Origin of the sequence: Burkholderia sp. Bp9015, assembly GCF_003853505.1 — a bacterium.
Taxonomy (GTDB): domain Bacteria; phylum Pseudomonadota; class Gammaproteobacteria; order Burkholderiales; family Burkholderiaceae; genus Burkholderia.
On record NZ_QTPZ01000004.1, the window covers coordinates 111,234 to 132,961 of the forward strand.

Annotated in this window: 24 protein-coding genes; 15 read left to right on the top strand and 9 right to left on the bottom strand. The window is 68.1% G+C overall.

Features of this window, described 5'->3' with window-relative positions; translation table 11 throughout:
• Positions 1-38: 38 nt before the first annotated feature.
• Complete coding sequence (locus DIE12_RS06505) at positions 39-749, top strand: YceH family protein (protein ID WP_044844969.1); 711 nt, start codon at positions 39-41, stop codon at positions 747-749.
• 59 nt (positions 750-808) lie between these two features.
• Here DIE12_RS06505 and DIE12_RS06510 read toward each other — a convergent pair whose 3' ends face one another.
• The gene (locus DIE12_RS06510; RefSeq protein ID WP_124486034.1) at positions 809-1,363 is read right to left on the bottom strand and encodes a hypothetical protein; all 555 of its coding nucleotides are present in this window, start codon (positions 1,361-1,363) and stop codon (positions 809-811) included.
• 425 nt (positions 1,364-1,788) lie between these two features.
• On the opposite strand from DIE12_RS06510, the gene DIE12_RS06515 reads away from it, so the two are divergent.
• From DIE12_RS06515 to trhA, 5 genes are all read left to right on the top strand, one after another.
• Positions 1,789-2,919, top strand: a complete 1,131-nt coding sequence (locus DIE12_RS06515) for a 3-deoxy-7-phosphoheptulonate synthase (RefSeq protein WP_014900794.1) — start codon at positions 1,789-1,791, stop codon at positions 2,917-2,919.
• Positions 2,920-3,294: 375 nt separating this feature from the next.
• Complete coding sequence (locus DIE12_RS06525; protein WP_044844971.1) at positions 3,295-3,723, top strand: PRC-barrel domain-containing protein; 429 nt, start codon at positions 3,295-3,297, stop codon at positions 3,721-3,723.
• A gap of 290 nt (positions 3,724-4,013) precedes the next feature.
• Positions 4,014-6,092, top strand: a complete 2,079-nt coding sequence (locus DIE12_RS06530) for a carbon starvation CstA family protein (protein ID WP_124520108.1) — start codon at positions 4,014-4,016, stop codon at positions 6,090-6,092.
• A gap of 12 nt (positions 6,093-6,104) precedes the next feature.
• A complete protein-coding gene (locus tag DIE12_RS06535) occupies positions 6,105-6,311 on the top strand; it encodes a YbdD/YjiX family protein (RefSeq protein ID WP_124486036.1) in 207 nt (68 codons plus the stop codon).
• A gap of 228 nt (positions 6,312-6,539) precedes the next feature.
• Positions 6,540-7,160, top strand: a complete 621-nt coding sequence (gene trhA, locus DIE12_RS06540; RefSeq protein WP_044844973.1) for a PAQR family membrane homeostasis protein TrhA — start codon at positions 6,540-6,542, stop codon at positions 7,158-7,160.
• Between the two features lie 93 nt (positions 7,161-7,253).
• Here the strand turns inward: trhA and DIE12_RS06545 are convergent, their stop codons facing one another.
• Both DIE12_RS06545 and DIE12_RS06550 read right to left on the bottom strand, forming a co-directional pair.
• On the bottom strand, positions 7,254-7,685 hold the full coding sequence (locus tag DIE12_RS06545) for a nuclear transport factor 2 family protein (RefSeq protein ID WP_124486037.1): 432 nt from the start codon (positions 7,683-7,685) through the stop codon (positions 7,254-7,256).
• A 129-nt stretch (positions 7,686-7,814) separates the two neighbouring features.
• Positions 7,815-8,168 (bottom strand): DOPA 4,5-dioxygenase family protein, encoded by a 354-nt coding sequence (locus tag DIE12_RS06550; protein ID WP_044844975.1) that lies wholly within the window; start codon positions 8,166-8,168, stop codon positions 7,815-7,817.
• 30 nt (positions 8,169-8,198) lie between these two features.
• Here DIE12_RS06550 and DIE12_RS06555 point away from each other — a divergent pair, with 30 nt between their 5' ends.
• The 5 genes from DIE12_RS06555 to DIE12_RS06575 all read left to right on the top strand — a co-directional run bounded on the left by DIE12_RS06555 (position 8,199) and on the right by DIE12_RS06575 (position 10,184).
• The gene (locus DIE12_RS06555; protein WP_124486038.1) at positions 8,199-8,486 is read left to right on the top strand and encodes a hypothetical protein; all 288 of its coding nucleotides are present in this window, start codon (positions 8,199-8,201) and stop codon (positions 8,484-8,486) included.
• Positions 8,487-8,662: 176 nt separating this feature from the next.
• Complete coding sequence (locus DIE12_RS06560; protein ID WP_124486039.1) at positions 8,663-9,040, top strand: hypothetical protein; 378 nt, start codon at positions 8,663-8,665, stop codon at positions 9,038-9,040.
• A gap of 14 nt (positions 9,041-9,054) precedes the next feature.
• Complete coding sequence (locus DIE12_RS06565; protein ID WP_124486040.1) at positions 9,055-9,267, top strand: hypothetical protein; 213 nt, start codon at positions 9,055-9,057, stop codon at positions 9,265-9,267.
• Positions 9,264-9,743: a hypothetical protein gene (locus tag DIE12_RS06570; RefSeq protein WP_124486041.1), complete on the top strand. Its 480-nt coding sequence runs from the start codon at positions 9,264-9,266 to the stop codon at positions 9,741-9,743. Before DIE12_RS06565 ends, DIE12_RS06570 begins: the two co-directional genes overlap by 4 nt.
• Positions 9,744-9,923: 180 nt before the next feature.
• On the top strand, positions 9,924-10,184 hold the full coding sequence (locus DIE12_RS06575; protein ID WP_124486042.1) for a hypothetical protein: 261 nt from the start codon (positions 9,924-9,926) through the stop codon (positions 10,182-10,184).
• Between the two features lie 167 nt (positions 10,185-10,351).
• Here the strand turns inward: DIE12_RS06575 and hpnH are convergent, their stop codons facing one another.
• A complete protein-coding gene (gene hpnH, locus DIE12_RS06580) occupies positions 10,352-11,512 on the bottom strand; it encodes an adenosyl-hopene transferase HpnH (RefSeq protein ID WP_044844979.1) in 1,161 nt (386 codons plus the stop codon).
• A 12-nt stretch (positions 11,513-11,524) separates the two neighbouring features.
• Positions 11,525-12,466 (bottom strand): 4-hydroxy-3-methylbut-2-enyl diphosphate reductase, encoded by a 942-nt coding sequence (gene ispH, locus DIE12_RS06585; RefSeq protein ID WP_044844980.1) that lies wholly within the window; start codon positions 12,464-12,466, stop codon positions 11,525-11,527.
• 416 nt (positions 12,467-12,882) lie between these two features.
• Here ispH and DIE12_RS06595 point away from each other — a divergent pair, with 416 nt between their 5' ends.
• Positions 12,883-14,070 carry a glycosyltransferase gene (locus tag DIE12_RS06595; RefSeq protein WP_044845035.1) on the top strand — a complete coding sequence of 396 codons (1,188 nt, stop codon included), beginning with the start codon at positions 12,883-12,885 and terminating at the stop codon, positions 14,068-14,070.
• A gap of 124 nt (positions 14,071-14,194) precedes the next feature.
• Here the strand turns inward: DIE12_RS06595 and DIE12_RS06600 are convergent, their stop codons facing one another.
• Positions 14,195-15,610, bottom strand: a complete 1,416-nt coding sequence (locus tag DIE12_RS06600) for a phage tail protein (RefSeq protein WP_124486043.1) — start codon at positions 15,608-15,610, stop codon at positions 14,195-14,197.
• 108 nt (positions 15,611-15,718) lie between these two features.
• Entirely contained in the window at positions 15,719-16,726 is a 1,008-nt protein-coding gene (gene hpnA, locus DIE12_RS06605) for a hopanoid-associated sugar epimerase (RefSeq protein ID WP_044844982.1), read from the bottom strand.
• Positions 16,727-16,982: 256 nt separating this feature from the next.
• Between hpnA and DIE12_RS06610 the strand changes: the two genes are divergently transcribed.
• The 3 genes from DIE12_RS06610 (at position 16,983) to DIE12_RS06620 (ending at position 19,721) form a co-directional block, all read left to right on the top strand.
• Complete coding sequence (locus tag DIE12_RS06610; protein ID WP_124486044.1) at positions 16,983-17,279, top strand: acylphosphatase; 297 nt, start codon at positions 16,983-16,985, stop codon at positions 17,277-17,279.
• Positions 17,280-17,298: 19 nt separating this feature from the next.
• Positions 17,299-18,198, top strand: coding sequence for an EamA family transporter RarD (rarD, locus tag DIE12_RS06615; protein ID WP_124486045.1), 900 nt, complete (start codon positions 17,299-17,301; stop codon positions 18,196-18,198).
• A 398-nt stretch (positions 18,199-18,596) separates the two neighbouring features.
• Positions 18,597-19,721 (top strand): OpgC domain-containing protein, encoded by a 1,125-nt coding sequence (locus DIE12_RS06620; RefSeq protein ID WP_124486046.1) that lies wholly within the window; start codon positions 18,597-18,599, stop codon positions 19,719-19,721.
• Positions 19,722-19,770: 49 nt separating this feature from the next.
• On the opposite strand, the gene DIE12_RS06625 is transcribed toward DIE12_RS06620, so the two are convergent.
• Positions 19,771-19,977: a hypothetical protein gene (locus DIE12_RS06625; RefSeq protein WP_044844987.1), complete on the bottom strand. Its 207-nt coding sequence runs from the start codon at positions 19,975-19,977 to the stop codon at positions 19,771-19,773.
• A gap of 120 nt (positions 19,978-20,097) precedes the next feature.
• Positions 20,098-21,621 carry a peptide MFS transporter gene (locus DIE12_RS06630; protein ID WP_044844988.1) on the bottom strand — a complete coding sequence of 508 codons (1,524 nt, stop codon included), beginning with the start codon at positions 21,619-21,621 and terminating at the stop codon, positions 20,098-20,100.
• Positions 21,622-21,728: the final 107 nt, after the last annotated feature.

The window sequence follows — 21,728 nt, forward strand, 5'->3', positions numbered from 1 at the left end:
CCGTTTCCCTTCACCCGCTGCACGCTGCGACGCCATCCATGAACACCACGCCGGACATGCCCACGCCACGCGCCCTGCGCGAACTCACGCCCCTCGAGGCCCGCATTCTCGGGGTGCTCGTCGAGAAGCAGCACACGGTGCCGGACACCTATCCGTTGTCGCTGAATGCGCTGACCGCGGGCTGCAACCAGAAAACCGCGCGCTCGCCGGTGATGAACGTCAGCGAGGACGAAGTCACGACCGCGCTCGACGGGCTCAAGCACCTGAGCCTCGTGATGGAGGGCAGCAGCAGCCGCGTGCCGCGTTTCGAGCACAATGTGAACCGCGTGCTCGGGATTCCGAGCCAGGCGATCGCGCTGCTGACGATCCTGCTGCTGCGCGGCCCGCAGACGGCCGCCGAACTGCGCCTGAACAGCGCACGCCTGCACGGCTTCGCGGACATCTCGTCGGTCGAGGCGTTCCTCGACGAACTCGCGGCGCGTGCGCAGCCGCTCGTCGTCCGGCTGCCGCGCGCGCCCGGTGCGCGCGAGAACCGCTGGATGCACCTGATGTGCGGCGAGGTGAACGTCGCCGACTACGCCGGTGCGGACGCGGGCGGCGGCGCGGATTCCGTTCCGCCGTCGGAGTTCGAGGCGCTCAAGGCCGAGCAGAAGCGGCTTGCGGATGAAGTGGCGCGGCTGAACGCACTCGTGCAGCGGATGGCGACCGAACTCGGGATCGACGTCGATACCCCGGGCGACGCCGGCTGATTGCCCGCCCGAGCCAACTCGACACCGGCGCGCATTTGAGTCGTGGATGGAGAAGCGATTCAGCCGATGCTGATTCGCGTGGCACCTGCGTCGACGAGCCGGAACAGCAGATCCTCGACGGCCGCGCCCGGCGCCGAGCCCAGGTCCGCATTGACGCGCCATCCTTGCTCCGTGCCCGCCGGTTCCGACAGATAGTGAACGATGCCGTGCAGGCCGTCCTCGGCCGGCTCGCCTGCGTCGTCGGCGTCGAACCACGCGAAGAACCATGTCCTGAACGCGTCGGTGGCCGCGGCCTCGCCGATGCCGTCGGCTTCGATCGTCGCCCAGTCCCACACGAACGGCCGGATCGACACCGCCGCCGTTTCGAGTTCGAACGCGAACGGTTCGAAGTCCAGTTGCGTGGTCGAGTCGACCATTGCCGGCTGGCCGGCCGATTCGCCTTCGGTGTGAACGATGTCGGCGCGGCACGGCAGTGCGAGCGGGCCTTCGGTGGCCAGCGTGCCGTCGGCTTTCCGGTAGGCCGGTTCGACGACGGCCGCCGGTTGCGCTGCCGCTTGTGCGAGCAGGTCGGCGTAGGGCTGGCGGATGGCGCTGAGCAGTTCGGATACGGTCATCGTGGCGTGTCGGGTCATGTTGCGTACGATCAATCACAGACAGGTGGTGCGTCGTGCCGCCTGCGCAGAAGGCGAGGCGTCATCGGCAGCGGACAGCCATGATCGTACGGTACGTCGGCCACACGCGACCACTCGGCCGAACGGCCGGCGCCCCGGGTCGCGTTGCGGCTGGCGACCGGCGGCGCCTGCATGACGCCCGTTCCATGAAGCCCTGTCGACAGGCCCGGAAACGTCGGCAGGCGCGCGCCCGAATCGCGCGGCATCGGCGCAACGCGCCGAATGCCCGGGCGATCCGTTGCGGATCGCCGTTCTTTCGCCCGGCCTCTTGACGCAGATCGCATGCCCCCGCCGCGCCTCGCTGCCGCCTTGCGCGAGTGCCATAATCGAGCCTGCACCTCATTCCAGACGTCCCCCGGAGAATCACCATGCAGAACCTCGACAATCCTTCCCATGATCGCGAGGTAGGCAGTGCCGACGCGACGCAGGACACCACGCGTATCGACGACGTCCGCATCGGCGCCGTGCGTCCGCTGATCTCGCCGGCGCTGCTGCAGGACGAACTGCCGGTGCCGGCCGCCACGCAGACGCTCGTCGAGGACACGCGCCGCGCGATCGGCGACATCCTGCACGGCCGCGACGACCGGCTGCTGCTCGTCGTCGGCCCGTGCTCGATCCACGATCACGACCAGGCGCTCGAGTACGCCCGCCGCCTGAAGGCCGCCGCCGATGCGCTGAAGGACGACCTGCTGATCACGATGCGCGTGTACTTCGAGAAGCCGCGCACGACGGTCGGCTGGAAGGGCTACATCAACGATCCGCGCCTCGACGGCAGCTTCCGCATCAACGAAGGGCTGCGCGCGGCGCGGCAACTGCTGCTCGACATCAACGCGCTCGGCCTGCCTGCGTCGACCGAATTCCTCGACCTGCTGAGCCCGCAGTACATCGCGGACCTGATCGCGTGGGGCGCGATCGGGGCGCGCACGACCGAGAGCCAGAGCCATCGTCAGCTGGCATCGGGGCTGAGCTGTCCGATCGGTTTCAAGAATGGCACCGACGGCGGAGTGCAGGTCGCATCCGACGCGATCGTCGCCGCGCGCGCGAGCCATGCGTTCATGGGGATGACGAAGATGGGCATGGCAGCGATCTTCGAGACGCGCGGCAACGACGACGCGCACGTGATCCTGCGCGGCGGCAAGAACGGGCCGAACTACGACGCCGAGCACGTCGAGGCGAGCTGCGCGGTGCTGCGCAAGAGCGGGTTGCGCGAGCAGGTGATGGTCGATTGCTCGCATGCGAATTCCAACAAGTCGCACGAGCGGCAGATCGAGGTCGCGCAGGATCTCGCGCGGCAGCTGTCGCAGGGCGAGCACCGGATCGTCGGCGTGATGGTCGAGAGCCATCTCGAGGCCGGGCGCCAGGATCTGAAGCCGGGCGTCCCGCTGCAGTACGGCGTGTCGATCACCGACGCGTGCCTGAGCTGGACGCAGACGGAGCCGGTGCTCGACGTGCTGGCGGAGGCGGTGCGGCATCGCAGGGTGTATTCGCGCAACGCGTGAGGCGGTGTGACTGCGTGGCGGGGCCGGGGACGTCCGCCGCACAGTCCGTGCGCCGGTGACGACCGGATGCCCGTCTCCGACGTTCTCCCGATCGACATGCCGCGGCGCGCACATCCTGTCCGCACGGACATTGATCTTCATCCGTGTCGCCCCGCCTGTCACGTCGCACTCCGAACGCACGATCCGGCGAATGCCGCTACCATGAAGCCGTGTTGCACGCTGCGGTCCGGCCACGCCGGTCCGTCATGCACACACGCAGTGGCGGCGCGGCTGGCCGCCACGCGACCGACGAAGCGCGGGGCGCTCACCGATCAGCCGTTGCGCCCGCGTCGCTTCGCTCCCGGAATCAACAACAACCGAACCGGAGTGCAATACATGAAGTTCTACAAGACCCTCATCGCGGCAACCGTCCTCGCATCGAGCGTCAGCGCGCACGCGCAGATCGCCGGCGCGCAGCCGCTCAGCGTGACCGTCGAGCAATCGCAGGCGCTGCTCGAAGGCTGGAGCGTGAAGAAGAGCGTGCTCGGCAAGGCCGTGTACAACGACCAGAACCAGAAAGTCGGCACGGTGCGCGACCTGATCGTCGCGCCGGACGGCTCGGTGTCGGCGGCGATCGTGTCGGCCGGCGGCTTCCTCGGCGTGGCCGCGCATGACGTCGCGGTGCCGATTGCGTCGCTCGACGTGCGCAACGGCAACATCTACCTGCCGGGCGCGACGAAGGACGCGCTGAAGGCCACGCCGGCATTCCAGTACGCGAAGGTGCCGTCGCCGCCGAAGCCGAAGAAGGCCGACGACAAGCACTGATCCACGCGGCCCGGCGCGCGACCTGCCATGCCCGGCCGGCCGCGCGCCGGGCCGCGCCACGTCGCGTCGCGCGTCGATCCATCTCGGGCGCGCCGCGCGCCCACGCTCGGTCTACGTAATTCTACGTAGCCCCGCATACGTAGTTGTGCGCTTGTAAGCTGCCCCTGTCGCGCGGAATACTACGGCCCATCGCCGCGGCATCCACGAGACGCGGCACGACGCATCGACGTCACGCGGGTTCGGCGCCTGGCCGGATCCACTCAAAACCACATTGGAGACCAGGAGACGCCATGAATCGGGCTTCCAGTACCCTGCTATGGATCGCCGTCGCGCTGCTCGGCGCATTCGCGTTCGGGACGATCGCACTCGCGCACGGCGAACGCGTCAGCGCGCTGTGGATCGTGATCGCCGCGGTCTGCGTATATCTGATCGCATATCGCTTCTACAGCCGTTTCATCGCCAGCAAGGTCATGCAGCTCGACGGGCTGCGGATGACGCCGGCCGTCCGGCACAACGACGGCCTCGACTACGTGCCGACCAACAAGTACGTGCTGTTCGGCCATCACTTCGCCGCGATCGCCGGCGCCGGGCCGCTCGTCGGCCCCGTGCTCGCCGCGCAGATGGGCTACACGCCCGGCATGCTGTGGATCCTGGCCGGCGTCGTGTTCGCCGGCGCAGTGCAGGACTTCATCGTGCTGTTCATCTCGACGCGCCGCGACGGCCGCTCGCTCGGCGACCTCGTCAAGATGGAGCTCGGCACGGTGCCCGGCGTGATCGCGCTGTTCGGCGCGTTCCTGATCATGGTGATCATCCTCGCGGTGCTCGCGCTGATCGTCGTGAAGGCGCTGACGAATTCGCCGTGGGGCACGTTCACCGTCGCCGCGACGATTCCGATCGCGCTGTTCATGGGCGTCTACACGCGCTACATCCGTCCGGGCCGCATCGGCGAAGTGTCGATCATCGGCTTCGTGCTGCTGATGGCGTCGATCGCGTTCGGCCAGACCGTGCACGATTCGCCGGCGCTCGCCGCGTGGTTCACGTTCAGCGGCACGCAGCTCACGTGGATCCTGATCGGCTACGGTTTCGTCGCATCGGTGCTGCCGGTGTGGCTGCTGCTCGCGCCGCGCGACTACCTGTCGACGTTCCTGAAGATCGGCACGATCCTCGGCCTCGCGATCGGCATCCTGGTCGTCGCGCCGGAACTGAAGATGCCCGCGCTGACGAAGTTCGTCGACGGCACGGGCCCGGTGTGGTCGGGCAACCTGTTCCCGTTCCTGTTCATCACGATCGCGTGCGGCGCGGTGTCGGGCTTCCACGCGCTGATCTCGTCGGGCACGACGCCGAAGCTGATCGACAACGAAACCAACGCGCGCTTCATCGGTTACGGCGCGATGCTGATGGAATCGTTCGTCGCGATCATGGCGCTGGTCGCCGCGTGCGTGATCGAGCCGGGCATCTACTTCGCGATGAACGCGCCGGCCGCCGTGCTCGGCTCGACGCCGGAAGCCGTCGCGAACACGGTCACGCAATGGGGCTTCGTGCTGACGCCCGACATGCTGACGCAGACCGCGAAGGCCGTCGGCGAAACGACGATCATCGCGCGTGCGGGCGGCGCGCCGACGCTGGCCGTCGGCATGGCGCACATCCTGCACCAGGTGATCGGCGGCGAAGCGATGATGGCGTTCTGGTATCACTTCGCGATCCTGTTCGAGGCGCTGTTCATCCTGACGGCGGTCGACGCCGGCACGCGCGCGGGCCGCTTCATGCTGCAGGACCTGCTCGGCACGTTCCACCCGGCGCTCAAGCGCACCGAGTCGCTGCCCGCGAACCTGGTCGCCACCGCGCTGTGCGTGGCCGCGTGGGGCTACTTCCTGTACCAGGGCGTGGTCGATCCGCTCGGCGGCATCAACACGCTGTGGCCGCTGTTCGGCATCTCGAACCAGATGCTCGCCGCGATCGCGCTGGTGCTCGGCACCGTCGTGCTGTTCAAGATGAAGCGCGAGCGCTACGCGTGGGTGACGATCGTGCCGACCGCATGGCTGCTGATCTGCACGCTGACGGCAGGCTGGCAGAAGATCTTCGATGCGAACCCGAAGGTCAGCTTCCTCGCGCACGCGGCGAAGCTGCAGGCCGCGGTGGACGAAGGCAAGGTGCTCGCGCCGGCGAAGTCGATCGCGCAGATGCAGCGGATCATCTTCAACGACTACATCGATGCGGCGCTGGCCGGCCTGTTCATCTTCGTCGTCGTGGCGATCGCAGGGTACGGGCTGCTCGCCGTGCTGCGCGCGCGGCGCGAGTCGAAGCCGACCGTGCGCGAGACGCCGTACGAAGCGATGCCGGCCGCGCAGGCGCTCGGCAGCGGACGTTAAAGGGAGGCCGCGATGTTCAGCGATCTGGGCAGCGACCTGCGCAGCGCGGGGCGTTACCTCGGGCAGGCGTTGCGGCTGATGGTCGGCCTGCCCGACTACGACACCTACGTCGCGCACATGCGCGACACCCATCCGGACCGCGAGCCGATGACGTATGAGGAATTCTTCCGCGAGCGTCAGAATGCGCGGTACGGGTCGGGGACAGGGAAGTGTTGCTGAACCGGGCCGGCGAAGCCGGCCGGTAAGGGCACCACCAAGGGCAGTCCGGTGACGGACCAGGAAGCGCCGCGAAGGCATTCGCGGCGCTTTTTATTTGGCGGGCCGGGGCGGGCATGTTTGCTGCCTGTCGTGGTTGCGGCGGTTGGCCGGCTTCAGCGCGGCTTGATCCGGCCGCCGGTATCATAGGGCTCTACTTTTTTCCGATGAATCCGCGCAGGAGAACCCGTCGTGCATGTCGGTGAGCGTTTCAACAGCATTTCCCATCTCGTCGGCGCGGTATTGTCGGTGGCAGGGCTGGTCGCGCTGGTGACGATGGGTGCGCTCGACCGCGATCCTTACAAGATCGTGAGCTTCAGCGTGTACGGCGCGATGCTGATCCTGTTGTACGGGATCTCGACCGCGTATCACAGCGTGCGCAACCCGCGGCTCAAGGCGATCCTGCAGAAGTGTGACCATTCGGCGATCTATCTGCTGATCGCGGGCAGCTACACGCCGTTCACGCTCGTCACGCTGCGCGGCCCGTGGGGCTGGTCGCTGTTCGGCGTCAGCTGGGGGCTCGCCGCGTTCGGGATCGTGCAGGAGCTCACGCTCGGACGGCGCACGCGCATCGTGTCGATGATCCTGTACGTGCTGATGGGCTGGCTCGCGCTCGTCGCGATCCGCCCGCTGATCCATGCGTTGCCGCCGGTGGGTACCGCATGGCTCGTGGCCGGCGGCGTCATCTACAGCGCCGGGATCTACTTCTTCATCAACGACGAACGCATCCGCCACGGGCACGGTATCTGGCACCTTTTCGTGCTGGCCGGCAGCCTGTGCCAGTTCGTCAGTGTCGCGATGTATGTGGCGTGAGCGACGCGGGACGCAGACGAAGGCGCAGCCGCATGCGGCTGCGGCCGTGTCAGCCGGAGCAGGCGCGCCGTGCGTTCTTCGTGGTCGTCGGCGTCAGGTGCGACCGGCCGCTGGCGCGACGTTGCGCAGCGTGTTGAACCCGACCCACCCCCAGTAGACGCGATGATGCGCGATCAGCCCGTCGCGCAGATCCATCACCTCGACGAGATCGACCTGATCGCCGTCCGGCGTTTCGCGCGGATATTCCCAGGTGAGTTGCTTGCCGTTCGAAAAGAACAGGCCCGTGCGGTACCAGCGTCCGAGCCGGTTGCCCGGATTGCGCAGCCCTGCCGCGAAGAACGCGCCGATCGCGGGCTTGCCGTGCAGCACGCCCGAGCCGTGATCGGGCAGCGTGGCGACGATCAGCGGCGTTTCGAGGATCGCGTCGTCCGCGTACAGCGACATCAGCGCATCGAGGTCGCGTGCGACGACGGCGGCGTGCCAGTCTCGATGGATGCGGTGCGCATCGGTGTCGGCGTGGGTCATGGCGGGTTCCGGCAAGCGTGGATAACGGCACCACTGTATTGATGCAACGCTGCCGGACGTTTCACCGCAGGCCGAAACGCGGATGTTGCGTGCGCCGAGCGCAACCGCAACCGCGTTCCGCCGTTCGCGTCAGCCCCCCAGCGCGCCGAGATTCAGTTCATGCGACTTGCCGATCCACACCGCGCTGTCGCGATGGTCGCGCAGTTCGTCGTTGGTATTCGGATGCAGGAAGATGTCGAGCGCGCCGTGATTCAGCACGAGCCACGGCACGATGGTGTCGAACCGCGTGGCGTCGAATGCGATCTGGTACGACCAGGCCGGATGAGGGCCCACGAGGCGTTCGTGAAAGCGGCCGAGCTCGATGATCGCGCCGAACCGTTCTTCGACGACGAGGCGAAACGCCCAGGCCGCGTCGCGGCTGGCGGCGTCGAAGTAGACGTGTGCGTGCCAACTGTTGATCGCGGTGGAATCGATATCAGCCATGACGGGACTCGTGAGAGGAATAGGGAGGGCATGAGCGCCGTCACTTGCGGCGCGATGGGCAATTATCGCGCGTCCTTGTCGGACACGTCTTGTCGCGAAGCGATAAATCGGCGTGAAGAATGGTTGCGCGTCAAAGAAACCGGCGGGTTCGTTGAGGTATTTCCCGCGCGGGCCGGCATGCGCGGCATCGTGCCGCAAGCCCGGCCGGCGCGGGCTCCGAGCGAAATCGCTTCGGCAATACGTCATTTCGAAAATGGCAAAAGCGATTCGCGCACTGCATCGAATCGTCTGCAAAAACGCGATCAGGTCGTTGAATGAAATAAAGAAATTCCACTCGGGCGGCATTGGCGAGTCGCGCGCGTCACGCGCCGGCCGTCAGTGCCGAAAATATCAATTGCGGAATCGGCTATTCAAGCGCGCGGCCGCGCGACATACGATGGTTTCACCGCATCGACGTCGAAGATCGATGCGGACGCAACCATCTGGAGGCCATGATGCGATCCGTTGTTTCCCTTGCAGTGCTGTCCGGCGCGCTTGCCGCGCTGCCCGCCGCGAGCTTCGCGCAGTCCGTCGACACCGAGCGGCAGTCGAACGTCGCGCCGTTGACCTGGTCCGCGGCGCGTGCCGAAACCGACGCGCAACTGATGCAGATGACGCGCGCCGGCTATCGCGCGACGACGGCCGGCAACCAGAACTATCCGCTCGCGATGCAGCGTGCGCTCGAACGCGTACGGAACCCGGTGCCCGACCGCTCGCGCGACGAGAAGGCCGCGATGGAAGCGCGTGCGGCCAGCGCCGCGCAGAGCGGCCATCCGGTAAAGGCGTTCTTCGTGAAGACCGCGTACTACCTGAAAGGCGAGAACACGTTCTGATGCGGGAGACGAGCATGGCATGCGCGAACCGACTCGCCGACGCGTGGCGCGCGTCGACGATCCGCCGGCTGCCGCGCGCGTGCGCGACGCGGCGGCGTGACGATCCGTACGCCGCGCGGCGCCGCGCGAACGGCCATCGCGCCGCGCGCCCCGGCGCAGTCGCGTGCCGCACCGGGTTGCCGCGCTTCGACGCGGACGACGTTGCCGCCAGCGAGAGCGGATCATGAAGGCCGTCCGGAAAAGCCGTCGCCATCCGCCGCTGACGCGCGAATGGCTGCTGCCGTTGCCGCCCGCGCATGTGCGCGACATCTCGCTGAAATGCCACATGGCGCTCGTCGCGCTGCGTGGCGAGCACGGCAGCGAAACGTTGCTGATGCGGTTGCGCACGAGCGTCTACCTGGTGTTCCTCGCGCTCGACGACGCGGTATCGGCGGACGCGAGCGTCGACCTGTGCGTCGATGCGGAGCGCATGCTCGATGCGAGCGTCGCGCGCGCGGCGGAAAGCGGCGCATGGACACTGCACGACGACGAATGCGCGGTGCTCGAGCGCATCCTCGCCGCGAACGACGCGTGCGTCGCGACGCTCACGCGGCACCGGCTCGCCGAGCTGTGGCGTCACGTCAGTGCGTTCGCGTCGGCCGACCAGCCGGCCCTCGTCGCGCAAGCCGCGGCGAAGATGCGGGAACGGGCCGTTCTGCATTGAGCATCGTCGACGCGACCGGCGCCGCGCGATGTTTCATACCTGTCCCATTCCCCGACGCCGACGCTCGCCGTCTAATGTCATGACGGGAACCGGACGGGTTCGGTCGATGACGATCCATCGTCGCGTGGGCGATGATCGTGCGTGTCGGCTTGAACGCATCCGGTTCGATCAGGAGGAGCGATGGCGCTATACAGGATCGGCGGCTACTTCACGTGCGGAAGCGGCCGCGCATTCAGCGAGAACCTGCCGCCGGGCAGCGAAGTGACGATCGCGGGCATCTATCGATGCACCGTATGCGGCGACGAGATCGGCATTGCGAAGCGGCAGACGCTGCCGTCCGACGACGAGCATCGGCACGATCTCGATCCGCCGTCCGACCCGCTGCTCGACCCCGGCCCGACGGCATGGCAATTGATCGCGGCCGCGGAGTCGAGACACTAGGCGAGCGGCGTTCGCCTGCTCATGCGTGCGCGGATGCGCGCCGCTCCCCGCACGAACGCCGACACAACCCAAGCCCGACAAAACAAAAGCGCCACGGAGCGAACTCCGTGGCGCTTCTTCGATGCCGGCCGATGCGGAGGCGCGAACCTCCGCATGGCGACACGCGCTTAAGCCGCCGTTGCCGGCTTGGCCGGCTTCTGCAGCTTGCCCTTGCCGGCGCGCTGGATTTCCTCGAGCTTGATCTCGACGTGGCGCGAGAACACGTACTCGGCCGGACGCTGCTTCGCGATCGAGATGTCCGGCGCGAACGCGCCTTCGGTCTTGATGCCCTTCCGGCTCACGGCGAACGCCTTCAGCGGATGCGCGATCGTGTCCATCACGGCGGTGGCTTCGAAGCCGCAGTGGACCATGCAGTCCGCGCACTTCTCGTAGTTGCCGACGCCGTAGTTGTCCCAGTTCGTGTCTTCCATCAGTTCCTTGAAGGTCTTCACGTAACCTTCGCCGACCAGATAGCACGGCTTCTGCCAGCCGAACACGGTACGCGCCGGGTTGCCCCACGGCGTGCACTTGTACGTCTGGTTGCCGGCCAGGAAGTCGAGGAACAGCGACGACTGGCTGAACGACCAGCGCTTGCCGCCTTCGCCGCGCTTCAGGATTTCGCGGAACAGGTTCTTCGTCTTGTCGCGGTTCAGGAAGTGCTGCTGATCCGGCGCGCGCTCGTACGCATAGCCCGGCGACACGGTGATGCCGTCGACGCCGATCGGCCCCAGCGTATCGAAGAACTTCGCGACGCGCTCGGGGATCGCATCGTTGAACAGCGTGCAGTTGATGTTCACGCGGAAGCCGCGGCGCTTCGCTTCCTTGATGGCCGCGACCGCCTTGTCGTACACGCCGTCCTGCGACACGGAATGGTCGTGCATTTCCTTGTCGCCGTCGAGGTGGACCGACCAGACGAAGTACGGATTCGGCTGGTAGTCGTCCATCTTCTTTTCCATCAGGAGCGCGTTCGTGCACAGGTACACGAACTTCTTGCGCTTCATGATGCCCTTGACGATCTCCGGCATCTCCTTGTGGAGCAGCGGCTCGCCGCCGGCGATCGACACGATGGGCGCGCCGCACTCGTCGACGGCTTCCAGGCATTCCTCGACGGACAGGCGCTGGTTCAGGATCGGGTCCGGATAATCGATCTTGCCGCAGCCGTTGCAGGCGAGGTTGCAGCGGAACAGCGGCTCGAGCATCAGCGCGAGCGGATAGCGTTTGTTGCCGGACAGGTGTTGGCGCATGATGTATGCGCCGACGCGGACTTGCTGGAGCAGCGGAATAGACAAGAGATGTCCTCCTTAAACTTCGCGGGCGACAGCTTGCGTAAGCTTCGCCGGCAACTTGAATTCGACTTTTTCCTCACGGCCCGCCATCGTCGTGACATCGACGGGCCCCAGCGCGCGCAGCGCGCCGATTACATCCTCGACCATTTCCTCGGGTGCCGACGCGCCGGCGGTCAGGCCGACCGTCTGCACGCCCGCGAACCATTCGGCCTTCACTTCCGAGCCGTCGGCGACGAGATAGCTCGGTACACCGCTTTCGGTGCCGATCTCGCGCAGGCGGTTCGAGTTCGAGCTGTTCGTCGCACCGACGACCAGCAGCACGTCGACCTGGCCGCTCAGCTCGCGCACGGCGGCCTGGCGGTTTTGCGTCGCGTAGCAGATGTCGCGCGTGTCCGGGCCGACGATGTCGGTAAACCGGCGCTGCAGCGCTTCGATGATGCCGCGCGTGTCGTCGACCGACAGCGTCGTCTGCGTGACGTACGCGACCGGCGTGTCGACCGGCAGCGTCAGCGTATCGACTTCGGCCTCGCTCTGCACGAGGATCACCTCGGCCGGGATCTGGCCGATCGTGCCCTCGACTTCCGGATGGCCCGCATGGCCGATCAGGATCAGCCGGCGGCCCGCCGCGACGTACTGGCGGCCCTGCACGTGCACTTTCGTGACGAGCGGGCAGGTGGCGTCCAGCACGTCGAGCCCGCGCGTTTCCGCGTCGCGTTCGACCGTCTGGGCGACCCCGTGCGCGCTGAAGATCGCCACGGCGCCGTGCGGCACCTCGTCGAGCTCCTCGACGAATCGAGCCCCTTTATTACGCAGGTTTTCGACGACGTGCCGGTTATGCACGATCTCATGACGCACATAGACCGGCGCACCGTGCTGTTGCAGCGCGCGATCGACGATCTCGATCGCGCGGACAACCCCCGCACAAAAGCCGCGGGGCTGGGCAAGGATGACTCGCATAAGTGAGCGAACTCCGACGACAGACGCCGGGTTCGAAGAGCTGGCACCGCTCGCTCGCCCCGGCTTGATGTTATGAAGGCAGGAACGAACCGGCCAGGCCAGGCCCCGGAACCCCGAATTAATCGCGCATTTTAACCCTATCGGGCCGTCCTTGCTCTGGTGCTGTATCGGCCGTGTTGCATCCGCCGCAGCGCCGCGTCGGCGCTCGTGCGTGCGGAACCCGGTAAACTGCGCGGTTTCGCGGGCAGCCCGTCCGGCTGCCCGGCGTCGCGCTCATTTCAAGGCCATTCGATGACCGTCGATTCTTACGCGTATTGCCCTGCCGCTGGTGCGGTCAAGGGTGTTTCCACTCCGACCCCGATTGAGATCGAACGATCCGGGGCTGCTGGCGCCGGCGTCCGGCAGGAGGCGTGCCGATGATGCTGGCGATTACCTTCCTGGTGTCCGGCCTGTCGCTGCTGATCTGGATCGTGCTGCTGGTCGCGCGCGGCGGCTTCTGGCGCGCGCGACCCGCGCGGGCCCTGCCGCCGGAAGCGCGCGGCGCCGCGGCCGAGGCCGGCTGGCCGGCGGTCGTCGCGGTCGTGCCGGCGCGCAACGAGGTCGACGTGATCGCGCAAGCGGCGACGTCGCTGCTCGAGCAGGATTATCCGGGCGACTTTCATCTGATCATTGTCGACGACCACAGCGACGACGGCACCGCCGCCGCGGCCCGCGCGGCGGCGCTCGCGATCAACCGCGCCGACCGCCTGACGGTGCTGGCCGCGAAGCCGCTGCCGGCCGGCTGGTCGGGCAAGGTGTGGGCGCAGTCGCAGGGCATCGCCGCGGTGCGCACGCTCGGGCTGCCGGCCGACTATCTGCTGCTGACGGATGCCGACATCGGCCATCCGCCCGACGCAGTGGCCCAGCTCGTCACGCGCGCGCAGGCCGAACAGCGCGATCTCGTGTCGCTGATGGTGCGGCTGCGCTGCGATTCGTTCTGGGAAAAGGCGCTGATCCCGGCGTTCGTGTTCTTCTTCGCGAAGCTCTATCCGTTCTCGTGGATCAACAATCCGCGCAACCGGACGGCCGGCGCCGCGGGCGGCTGCATGCTGGTCAAGCGCAGCGCGCTGGAAGAGGCCGGCGGCATCGAATCGATCCGCGGCGCGCTGATCGACGACTGCAGCCTCGCCGCGCAGATCAAGCATCGCGGCAGCGGCCGGCATCCGATCCGGCTCGACCTGGCCGAGCGCAGCGTGTCGCTGCGTCCGTACGACAGCTGGCGCGACATCTGGAACATGATCGCGCGCACCGCGTTCACGCAGCTCCATTATTCGCCGCTGCTGCTCGCCGGCACGCTGCTCGGGATGACGATCATCTATCTCGTGCCGCCTGTGGCCGCGCTCGCATACGGCGCGCGGGCCTGGCCGGCGTGGCTGGCATGGGCGTCGATGTGCACCGCGTATGCGCCGATGCTGCGCTATTACCGGCGCTCGCCGCTGTGGGCGCCCGCGCTGCCGCTCGTCGCGCTGTTCTACGTCGGCGCGACGTTCGCGTCCGCGTGGCGCTACTGGCGCGGCAAGGGTGGTCAGTGGAAGGCGCGGGTGCAGGCGCCGGTGGAGCGCTGAAGCGGGCTGGCGGATGCCGGCCGTCAGGACCACCGGATTGCTGAAAACAGACAGCCCGAATCGACGTGAGCCGATTCGGGCTGTTTGCTTTCCGGCCGACGTCCGGTCGCCGCTGCGCGCGTGCTTACCGCTGCGTCAGCATCATGTACATCTGGATCACGACGTCCGGCGAGAACGTGAACGGCACCCAGCCGTAGCCGGTGTGGCGCGCGACCAGCAGACGATCGCCGTTCGACTGCTTCTGCACGGCCATCATCGGGTTCTTCGTCGTCACGAAGCGCCAGCCGGCCGGGATGCCCGGCGGCGGTTCCGGCTGCATCGACGCGCGCGCATGCGCGAGTTCCTCGATCAGCTGGCCCAGCTGTTCCGGGTGCAACGTGATCGACTGGCCGTTGACGGTCAGCGTCAGTTCGTTCTGCGACGGGCGCGCGACGTGCAGCGTCGCCTTGTCCGCGGGGGCGTCGGCGGCTGCTTCGGCCGCGGGCGCGACTTCGATCGCGGTGTCGGCGGCGGTGGTCGCGACGACGTCGGTGATCGCGTCGGCCGCCGCAGCGGCGACTTCATCGGCGGCAGCCGGCGCGGTGGCGTTCGTCATTGGCTCAACGGCGGACCCGATGGCCGGTTCGACCACGTCAGCCGCGACGGCCGGCTCGGTGGCCAAAGCTGCCGCGTTCGTCGCGGCGTCCTTCACGACGGCTTCGACCAGCGCTTCCGCGTCGGCGATCGCCTTCGCGTGACGCTCGGCGGCCGCTTCGGCCTGCGCGATCGCTTCGGTATGGCGCTGCGCGACGGCCTCGGCCTCGGCGGTCGCCTCCGCATGGCGTTGCGCGGCCGCGTCGGCTTGCGCGATCGCTTCGGCGTGACGCTGCGTGATCGCTTCGGCTTCGGCGGTTGCCTCGACGTGGCGCTGCGCGGCGGCTTCCGCTTCGGCGATCGCCTGCGTGTGACGCTGCGCGAGTGCCTCGGCCTCGGCGATCGCGGCCGCGTGGCGCTGCGTCGCGGCCTCGGCTGCGGCGGTCGCTTCCGCATGGCGCTTCGCGGCGGCTTCGGCTTCCGCGGCGGCCGCTGCATGACGCTGCGCGGCCGCGTCCGCTTCGGTCGCGGCGGCGTGATGACGCTGCGCGGCGGCCTCGGCTTCGGCGATCGCGGCCGCATGACGCTGCGACGCGGCTTCGGCATCCGCGTGGCGCTGCGCGAGCGCCTCGGTCAGCGCGGTCGCTTCGGCGTGCCGCTGGACGGCGGCCTCGGCCTGCGCGGCGGCTTCGGTGTGGCGTTGGGCGGCGGCTTCGGCCGCGGCGGTGGCGTCGGCGTGGCGCTGCTGCGCGGCATCGGCGTCGGCGGCTGCGGCCGTGTGGCGCTGCGCGGCGGCCTGTGCTTCGGCTTCCGCGGCGGCGTGACGTGCGGCGGCGGCCTGGGCTTCCGCCGCGGCGGCGCGCGCGAACGCTTCCGCGCTGCGTGCCGCCTGCTGCGCGGCGTGGTGATCGTGGAGGAGCTGATCGACGCCCGCGTTGAGCGAATCGATCTGTTCGTTCAGGTTCATGCGTGTCTTCTCTGCGTAAGACCCGCGATTTTAACCGCTGCGCCGGTGCCGGTCCGTCAGCGACGTGTAACAAAGTGCGCAAAGCGGCGTGAAATACGCCGCTTTGTGTTACTTCAGGTAGCCCGCCGAGCCGAACCAGTCGAGCGCGTCACGCAGTCCTTCGCGGTACGGACGCGCACGGTAGCCGAGCTCGCGCTCGGCCTTCGCGGACGTGAAATACATCTTGTTCTTCGACATCCGCAGCCCGTCGACGGTCACGAACGGCTCCTTCTTCGTGAACTTCGCGACGGCCTCCGCACCGACGGCGAGCGGGTAGAGCGGCCAGCGCGGCAGCGCGATCGTCGGCGCCTTGCGGCCCGTCATCTGCGCGATGTCGGCCAGCATCTGCTGCAGCGGCAGGTTCTCGCCACCGAGGATGTAGCGCTCGCCGATCCGGCCGCGCTCGAGCGCGAGGAAGTGGCCGTGCGCGACGTCGTCGACGTGCACCAGGTTCAGGCCGGTATCGACGAACGCGGGAATCTTGCCGAGCGCGGCCTCGACGATGATGCGGCCGGTCGGCGTCGGCTTTACGTCGCGCGGGCCGATCGGCGTCGACGGGTTGACGATCACGGCCGGCAGCCCTTCGTCGGCGATCATCCGCTCGACCGCGCGCTCGGCCAGCACCTTGCTGCGCTTGTACACGCCGATCGCCTGCTCGGCGGTCAGCGGCCGGTTCTCGTCGGACGGATCGCCGGCGCTCGTGACCTTCAGCGTCGCGACGCTGCTCGTGTAGACGATCCGTTCGACGCCTTCGGCGCGCGCCGCGCGCATCGTCGCGACCGCGCCTTCGAGGTTCGCGCGCTCGATCTCGTGCGGGTCCGGCGCCCACAGCCGGTAGTCGGCCGCCACGTGCAGCAGGTAGCGCACGCCGCGCAGCGCGGCGCGCATCGACGTCTCGTCGCGCATGTCGCCGGTGACGATCTCGGCGTCGAGATCCGCGACGTTCGTGCGCGGGCTGGTCGGGCGCACCAGCACGCGCACCGCATAGCCTTTCTGCTGCGCGATGCGTGCGACGGCCGAGCCGACGAAACCGGACGCGCCGGTGACGAGAACGAGATCGCGGGAAGTATCAGTCATGCGTTTCCTTCAGGGCCGCGCGCGGGCGGCGCGGCGGTTGTGCGTCGGCGAGATTGTACGTGGTCGGCGCGCCCGGCGACGCGAGCGCCGTCCTCTGGCACGCACGCATCGCCGGGCAGCAAACCCGCAGTTGCGTGCTCGCGCGGGCGGCTGCACTGGCGACGGCGCCGAGCCGGCCCGCCGGGCCCGTGTGCGAAGCGGCCGACGCGACTACAATGCCGGGCTTGAATGGATTGCACGACGGGAGGGCGACGCGATGAGCCGCAATGAACTGGACGAACGGATCGAGACCTACTACGTGCGGGTGCGCGGCGTCGTGCAGGGCGTCGGTTTCCGTCACGCGACGGTGCGCGAGGCGCATGCGCTGAAGCTGCGCGGCTGGGTCGCGAATCTCGAGGACGGCAGCGTCGAGGCGATGATCCAGGGCCCGGGCGCACAGATCGACCGGATGCTCGCGTGGCTGCGCCACGGGCCGCCGTCCGCGCGCGTGACCGAGGTGACGTTCGAGGAGCGCCACGTCGAAAAGCGCTTCGAGCGCTTCCAGCAGCAGTAACACGCAAGGCTAAAACAACATGACGGGGTATCCGGAGGCCGGGCGCGGCATCGCGCTGTCGGTGATGGCGTCGACGCTGTTCGCGCTGATGTCCGCCTACGCGAAACTGCTCGCGCCGCTCACGGGGCTCGACATCTTCGCGTGGCGCATCCTGTGGACCGCGCCGGGCGCGCTCGCACTGATCGCGCTGCGCGGCCGCTGGCCGGCGCTCGTCGAACTCGTGCGGCGCGGCGTGCGCGACTGGCGCCTGCTGGTCGCGCTGCCCGCGAGCGCGGCGCTGCTCGGCCTGCAGCTGTGGCTGTTCCTGTGGGCGCCGCTGCACGGACGCATGCTCGAAGTGTCGCTCGGCTATTTCCTGCTGCCGCTGACGATGGTGCTCGTCGGCCGCTTCTACTATCACGAACGGCTCGATCCGCTGCAATGGGCGGCGGTCGCATGCGCGGCGCTCGGCGTCGCGCACGAGGTATGGGCGACGCGCGCGTTCGCGTGGCCGACGCTCGTCGTCGCGCTCGGCTATCCGCCGTATTTCGTGCTGCGCCGCCGGATCAACGCCGATTCGCTGGCCGCGTTTGCGCTCGAGATCGTGCTGCTGTGTCCGGTCGCGTTCGCGATGGTGTCGGCGAGCGCGACGCCGGTCGCCAGCCATCCGCTGCTGTGGGCCGTGCTGCTGCCGGGGCTCGGCGTGCTCAGCACGCTCGCGCTCGCGAGCTACCTGAAGGCGAGCCGGATGCTGCCGATGGCGCTGTTCGGGATCCTCGGCTACGTCGAACCGGTGCTGCTCGTCGCGGTGTCGCTGCTGCTGCTCGGCGAGACGCTGAGCGTCGCGCAGCTCGCGACGTACGGGCCGATCTGGGCGGCCGTTGCATTGACCGCGTGGCACAGCGCGATGCTGATGCGGCGCTTGCCCGCGCGCGGCTGAGCATCGCCGCCCGGCCGTGCGACGGCGGCAACGAACGTGCCGCGCAGCGCGCATTGCTTGCGTCGCGTCCCACGATTCCGGCGTCGAACCGGCATCGCGCTGATGTGCAGCTGACGTCTGGCTGGCGGCCTCGCCAGCGTTGCATCGCCGATGTCACGCCTGTAATCGAACAGAAGATTCCGTTGCACTTTGTTACTTAGGGTATCTCCCGACCGGCCGCTAGACTGATCTGACCGCCTCCTCTTCGTATGCGGCTTTTCCATGAACGGTCATTTTCGTGCCGGGCGGGCCGGGTTGGCGCGATACGAGCATACGCGTAGCGCCGCCGATCGCGTTCGCCTTCTCCCTTCCGAATCCTCCTTCGGTGCATGCCGCACCGTCGTCGTGCAGGTGCGGCCATGTCGTTGAACACGCCGCCTGCCGTCCCGATGCCGCCGACCCGTAGCGCGCGCCTGATCGAAGTCGATTTCTTCCGCGGCATCGTGCTGCTGATGATCGTCGTCGATCACATCGGCGCGAGCGTGCTGTCGCGCGTGACGCTCCATGCATTCGCGCTGTGCGATGCGGCCGAGGTGTTCGTGTTCCTCGGCGGCTTCGCGACCGCGAGCGCGTACGGCGCGATCGCCGACCGGCACGGCGCGCGCGCGGCGCAGCGGCGGTTCGTGCGCCGCGCGATGCAGATCTACCGCGCGTTTCTCGCGACGTCGACGCTGATGCTCGTCGTGTCCGCCGTGCTCGACCATTACGGGATCGACACGCCGAACCTCGCGCTCGACGACGTCAGCGTGATGCTCGCGTCGCCGCTCACGGGGCTCGCCGAACTGCTCACGTTCCAGCGCCAGCCGTATCTCGCGTCGGTGCTGCCGATGTACGTGCTGTTCGCGCTCGCGTCGCCGGTGATCGTGCCGTTCGCGCGCCGCCATCCGTGGCTCCTCGTCGCGTTCGGCGCGACGTCGTGGCTCGCGGCGGGCTGGCTCGGCCCCGAGCTGCTGGACACCGATGCGTTCCGCTGGAACTTCAACCCGTTCGCGTGGCAGCTGATGTTCGTCGCCGGCGTGCTCGCCCGCTGCCAGCCTTTCTACCGGTACGTCGCGCTCGGGCGCTGGAGCGCCGCGGCGACCGGCGTCGCGTGCGCGATCGTGCTCGGTTGTGCGAGCTACAAGCTGTTCTCGGGGCTGCCGTTGCCGGAAGGTATTCTCAAGCGCGATCTCGCGCTGCCGCGCATCGTGAGCTTCGCGGCGATTGCCTGGCTGATGGCCGACTGCGTGCGCTACGGCTGGATCGCGCGCATTGCGCGGGCCGTGCAGCCCGTCGTCGCGGTCGGCCGGCGCGGCCTGATCTGCTTCGTCGCGGGCGCGGCGATCTCGCTCGTCATCGATTCGCTGCTGCATCCGGTCGCGAACGGCGCCGAGCTGCGGCATATCGGCGTGGGCCTCGCGGCCGACGCATGCGCGGTCGGGCTGATGATGGCGGTGGCCGGTTCGGGGACGTGGTTCGCACGCCGGCGCGGCGCGGCCGCGTGAACGGTGCGGGAAAACGCGCAGGCGGCACGCAACGTGCCGCGCTGTGCGCTCAGTGAGGTGAGCCGATACGGGAGCGGGGGACGACGGTCGCGTCGTCGGATTCGGCGTCGTCGCGTTCGTCGGACTTCGGATCGTCCTGCTGCGCGAGCACCGCATCGGCTTCGGCCGCGGCCCGGGCGGCGCGCAATGTGGTGCAGCGCTGCGCGTGCCGGATGTCCGACAGTATCCTCAAGAGCCGAGTCGTCTTGTTTTTCATGATCTTCTCCCGCCAGCGCGCATCACGACGGAGCGGATGCGCCGTTGCAACCAGTGTAGGACGTGCTGGCCGCGCTGGCTGGAGAATGTGGCGTGCACACCGCACGCCGAGGGATAGTACTTACTGCGCCGAGGCCATCGCCTGCGCCTGCACCGCTTCTTCCTCGCGGCGCTCTTCCGCGCAGCGCTGATGCTGGCGCGACAGGCGGTTCATCATCGGCAGCAGCAGCAGGGCGAGCAGCATGCCGATCGCGGCGAGCCAGCCGAGCTTCTCGAACAGCGACAGGTACAGCGGCAGCGATTCGGTGGCCGGCAGGTCGTGCGACGGCATCTGCGCGAAGTTCGCGACGACGCTGCCCAGATACTGCGACACACCCGTCGCGACGAAATACGCGCCCATCATGAAGCCGCTCATGCGCGCCGGCACGTAGCGGGCGATCATCGCGAGGCCGAGGCCGCTCACCAGCAGTTCGCCGAGCGAGTAGAGGCCGTAGCCCCACACCATGAACCACGACGACACGCGGCCGTCCACCGCGTAGCGGCCGCTGATCGTGAACACCAGGTAGCCGGCGGCTACCGCGCCGAAGCCGAACGCATACTTCGCGGCGACCGGCAGGTCACGGCCGCTCTTCGAGAACGCGTTGTAGACCCACACGAGCACCGGGCTCAGCATCATGATCCAGATCGGGTTCAGCGCCTGGAACTGCGCGGCGCTCCACGTGAACAGCGTCGTGCCGAACAGGATGAAGCGCGGATCGACGTTGCGCAGCGCGAACAGCGTGAGCGACGTCGACATCTGCACGTAGAAGATGAAGAACAGGATCACCTGGCCGATCAGCACGAGCGCCGCGATCAGGCCCGCGCGTTCCGAACGCTCCGACTTCGCGATCATGTACGCGAAGATCGCGAGGATCGCGAACGCCGCCGTCCATACGCTCGCGACCGCGAGCTGCTTGTGCTGCAGCACGTACAGCGTGACCAGCGCGAGCGCCACGCCGCCCGCCGCCACGCCGCCGAGGCGCTTCCAGCGGATCGGTTCGTCGTCGGGCTGCGAGCCGATGTGCGCGAGCGTGCGGTGCATCAGCATGAAGTTCAGGATCGCGAGCAGCATGCCGGCGCAGCAGACCGCGAACGCGGTGTGCCAGCCCCAGTGATCCTTGATCCACGGCGTCGCGAGCATCGACACGGTCGAGCCGATGTTGACCGCCATGTAGTAGATCGTGAACGCGCTGTCGATGCGCGCATCGTCGCCTTCGTAGATGCGGCGCACGAGGTTCGCCGCGTTGGCCTTAAACAGGCCGTTGCCGACGACGATCACGCCGAGCGATGCGTACATGTACGCCAGCGCGTCGTTCGGGATCGCCAGCATCAGGTAGCCGGCGCACAGCACGGCCGCGCCGATGATCATCGTGCGACGGGCGCCGAGCACCTTGTCGCCGATCCAGCCGCCGATCGACGGCGACGCGTAGACGAGCGCGGTGAACGCGCCCCAGGTCAGGTTCGCATGGCTGTCGGTGAAACCGAGCCGGTCGACCATGAAGAGGACCAGGAGCGCGGCCATACCGTAGTAGCCGAAGCGCTCCCACATTTCGATGAGGAAGACCGTCGTAAACGAACGGGTCTGTGAAACAGGTGCGTGCATCATCAATCTCGTTTGAAACGGACGGCGCGGATCGCGCGTCGCCTTGGGGGTCGAACTGGCGCCGGAGCACGGTGGCCGGGTAGGCTTTGCGTCGGCGATGGAGCAGTCGG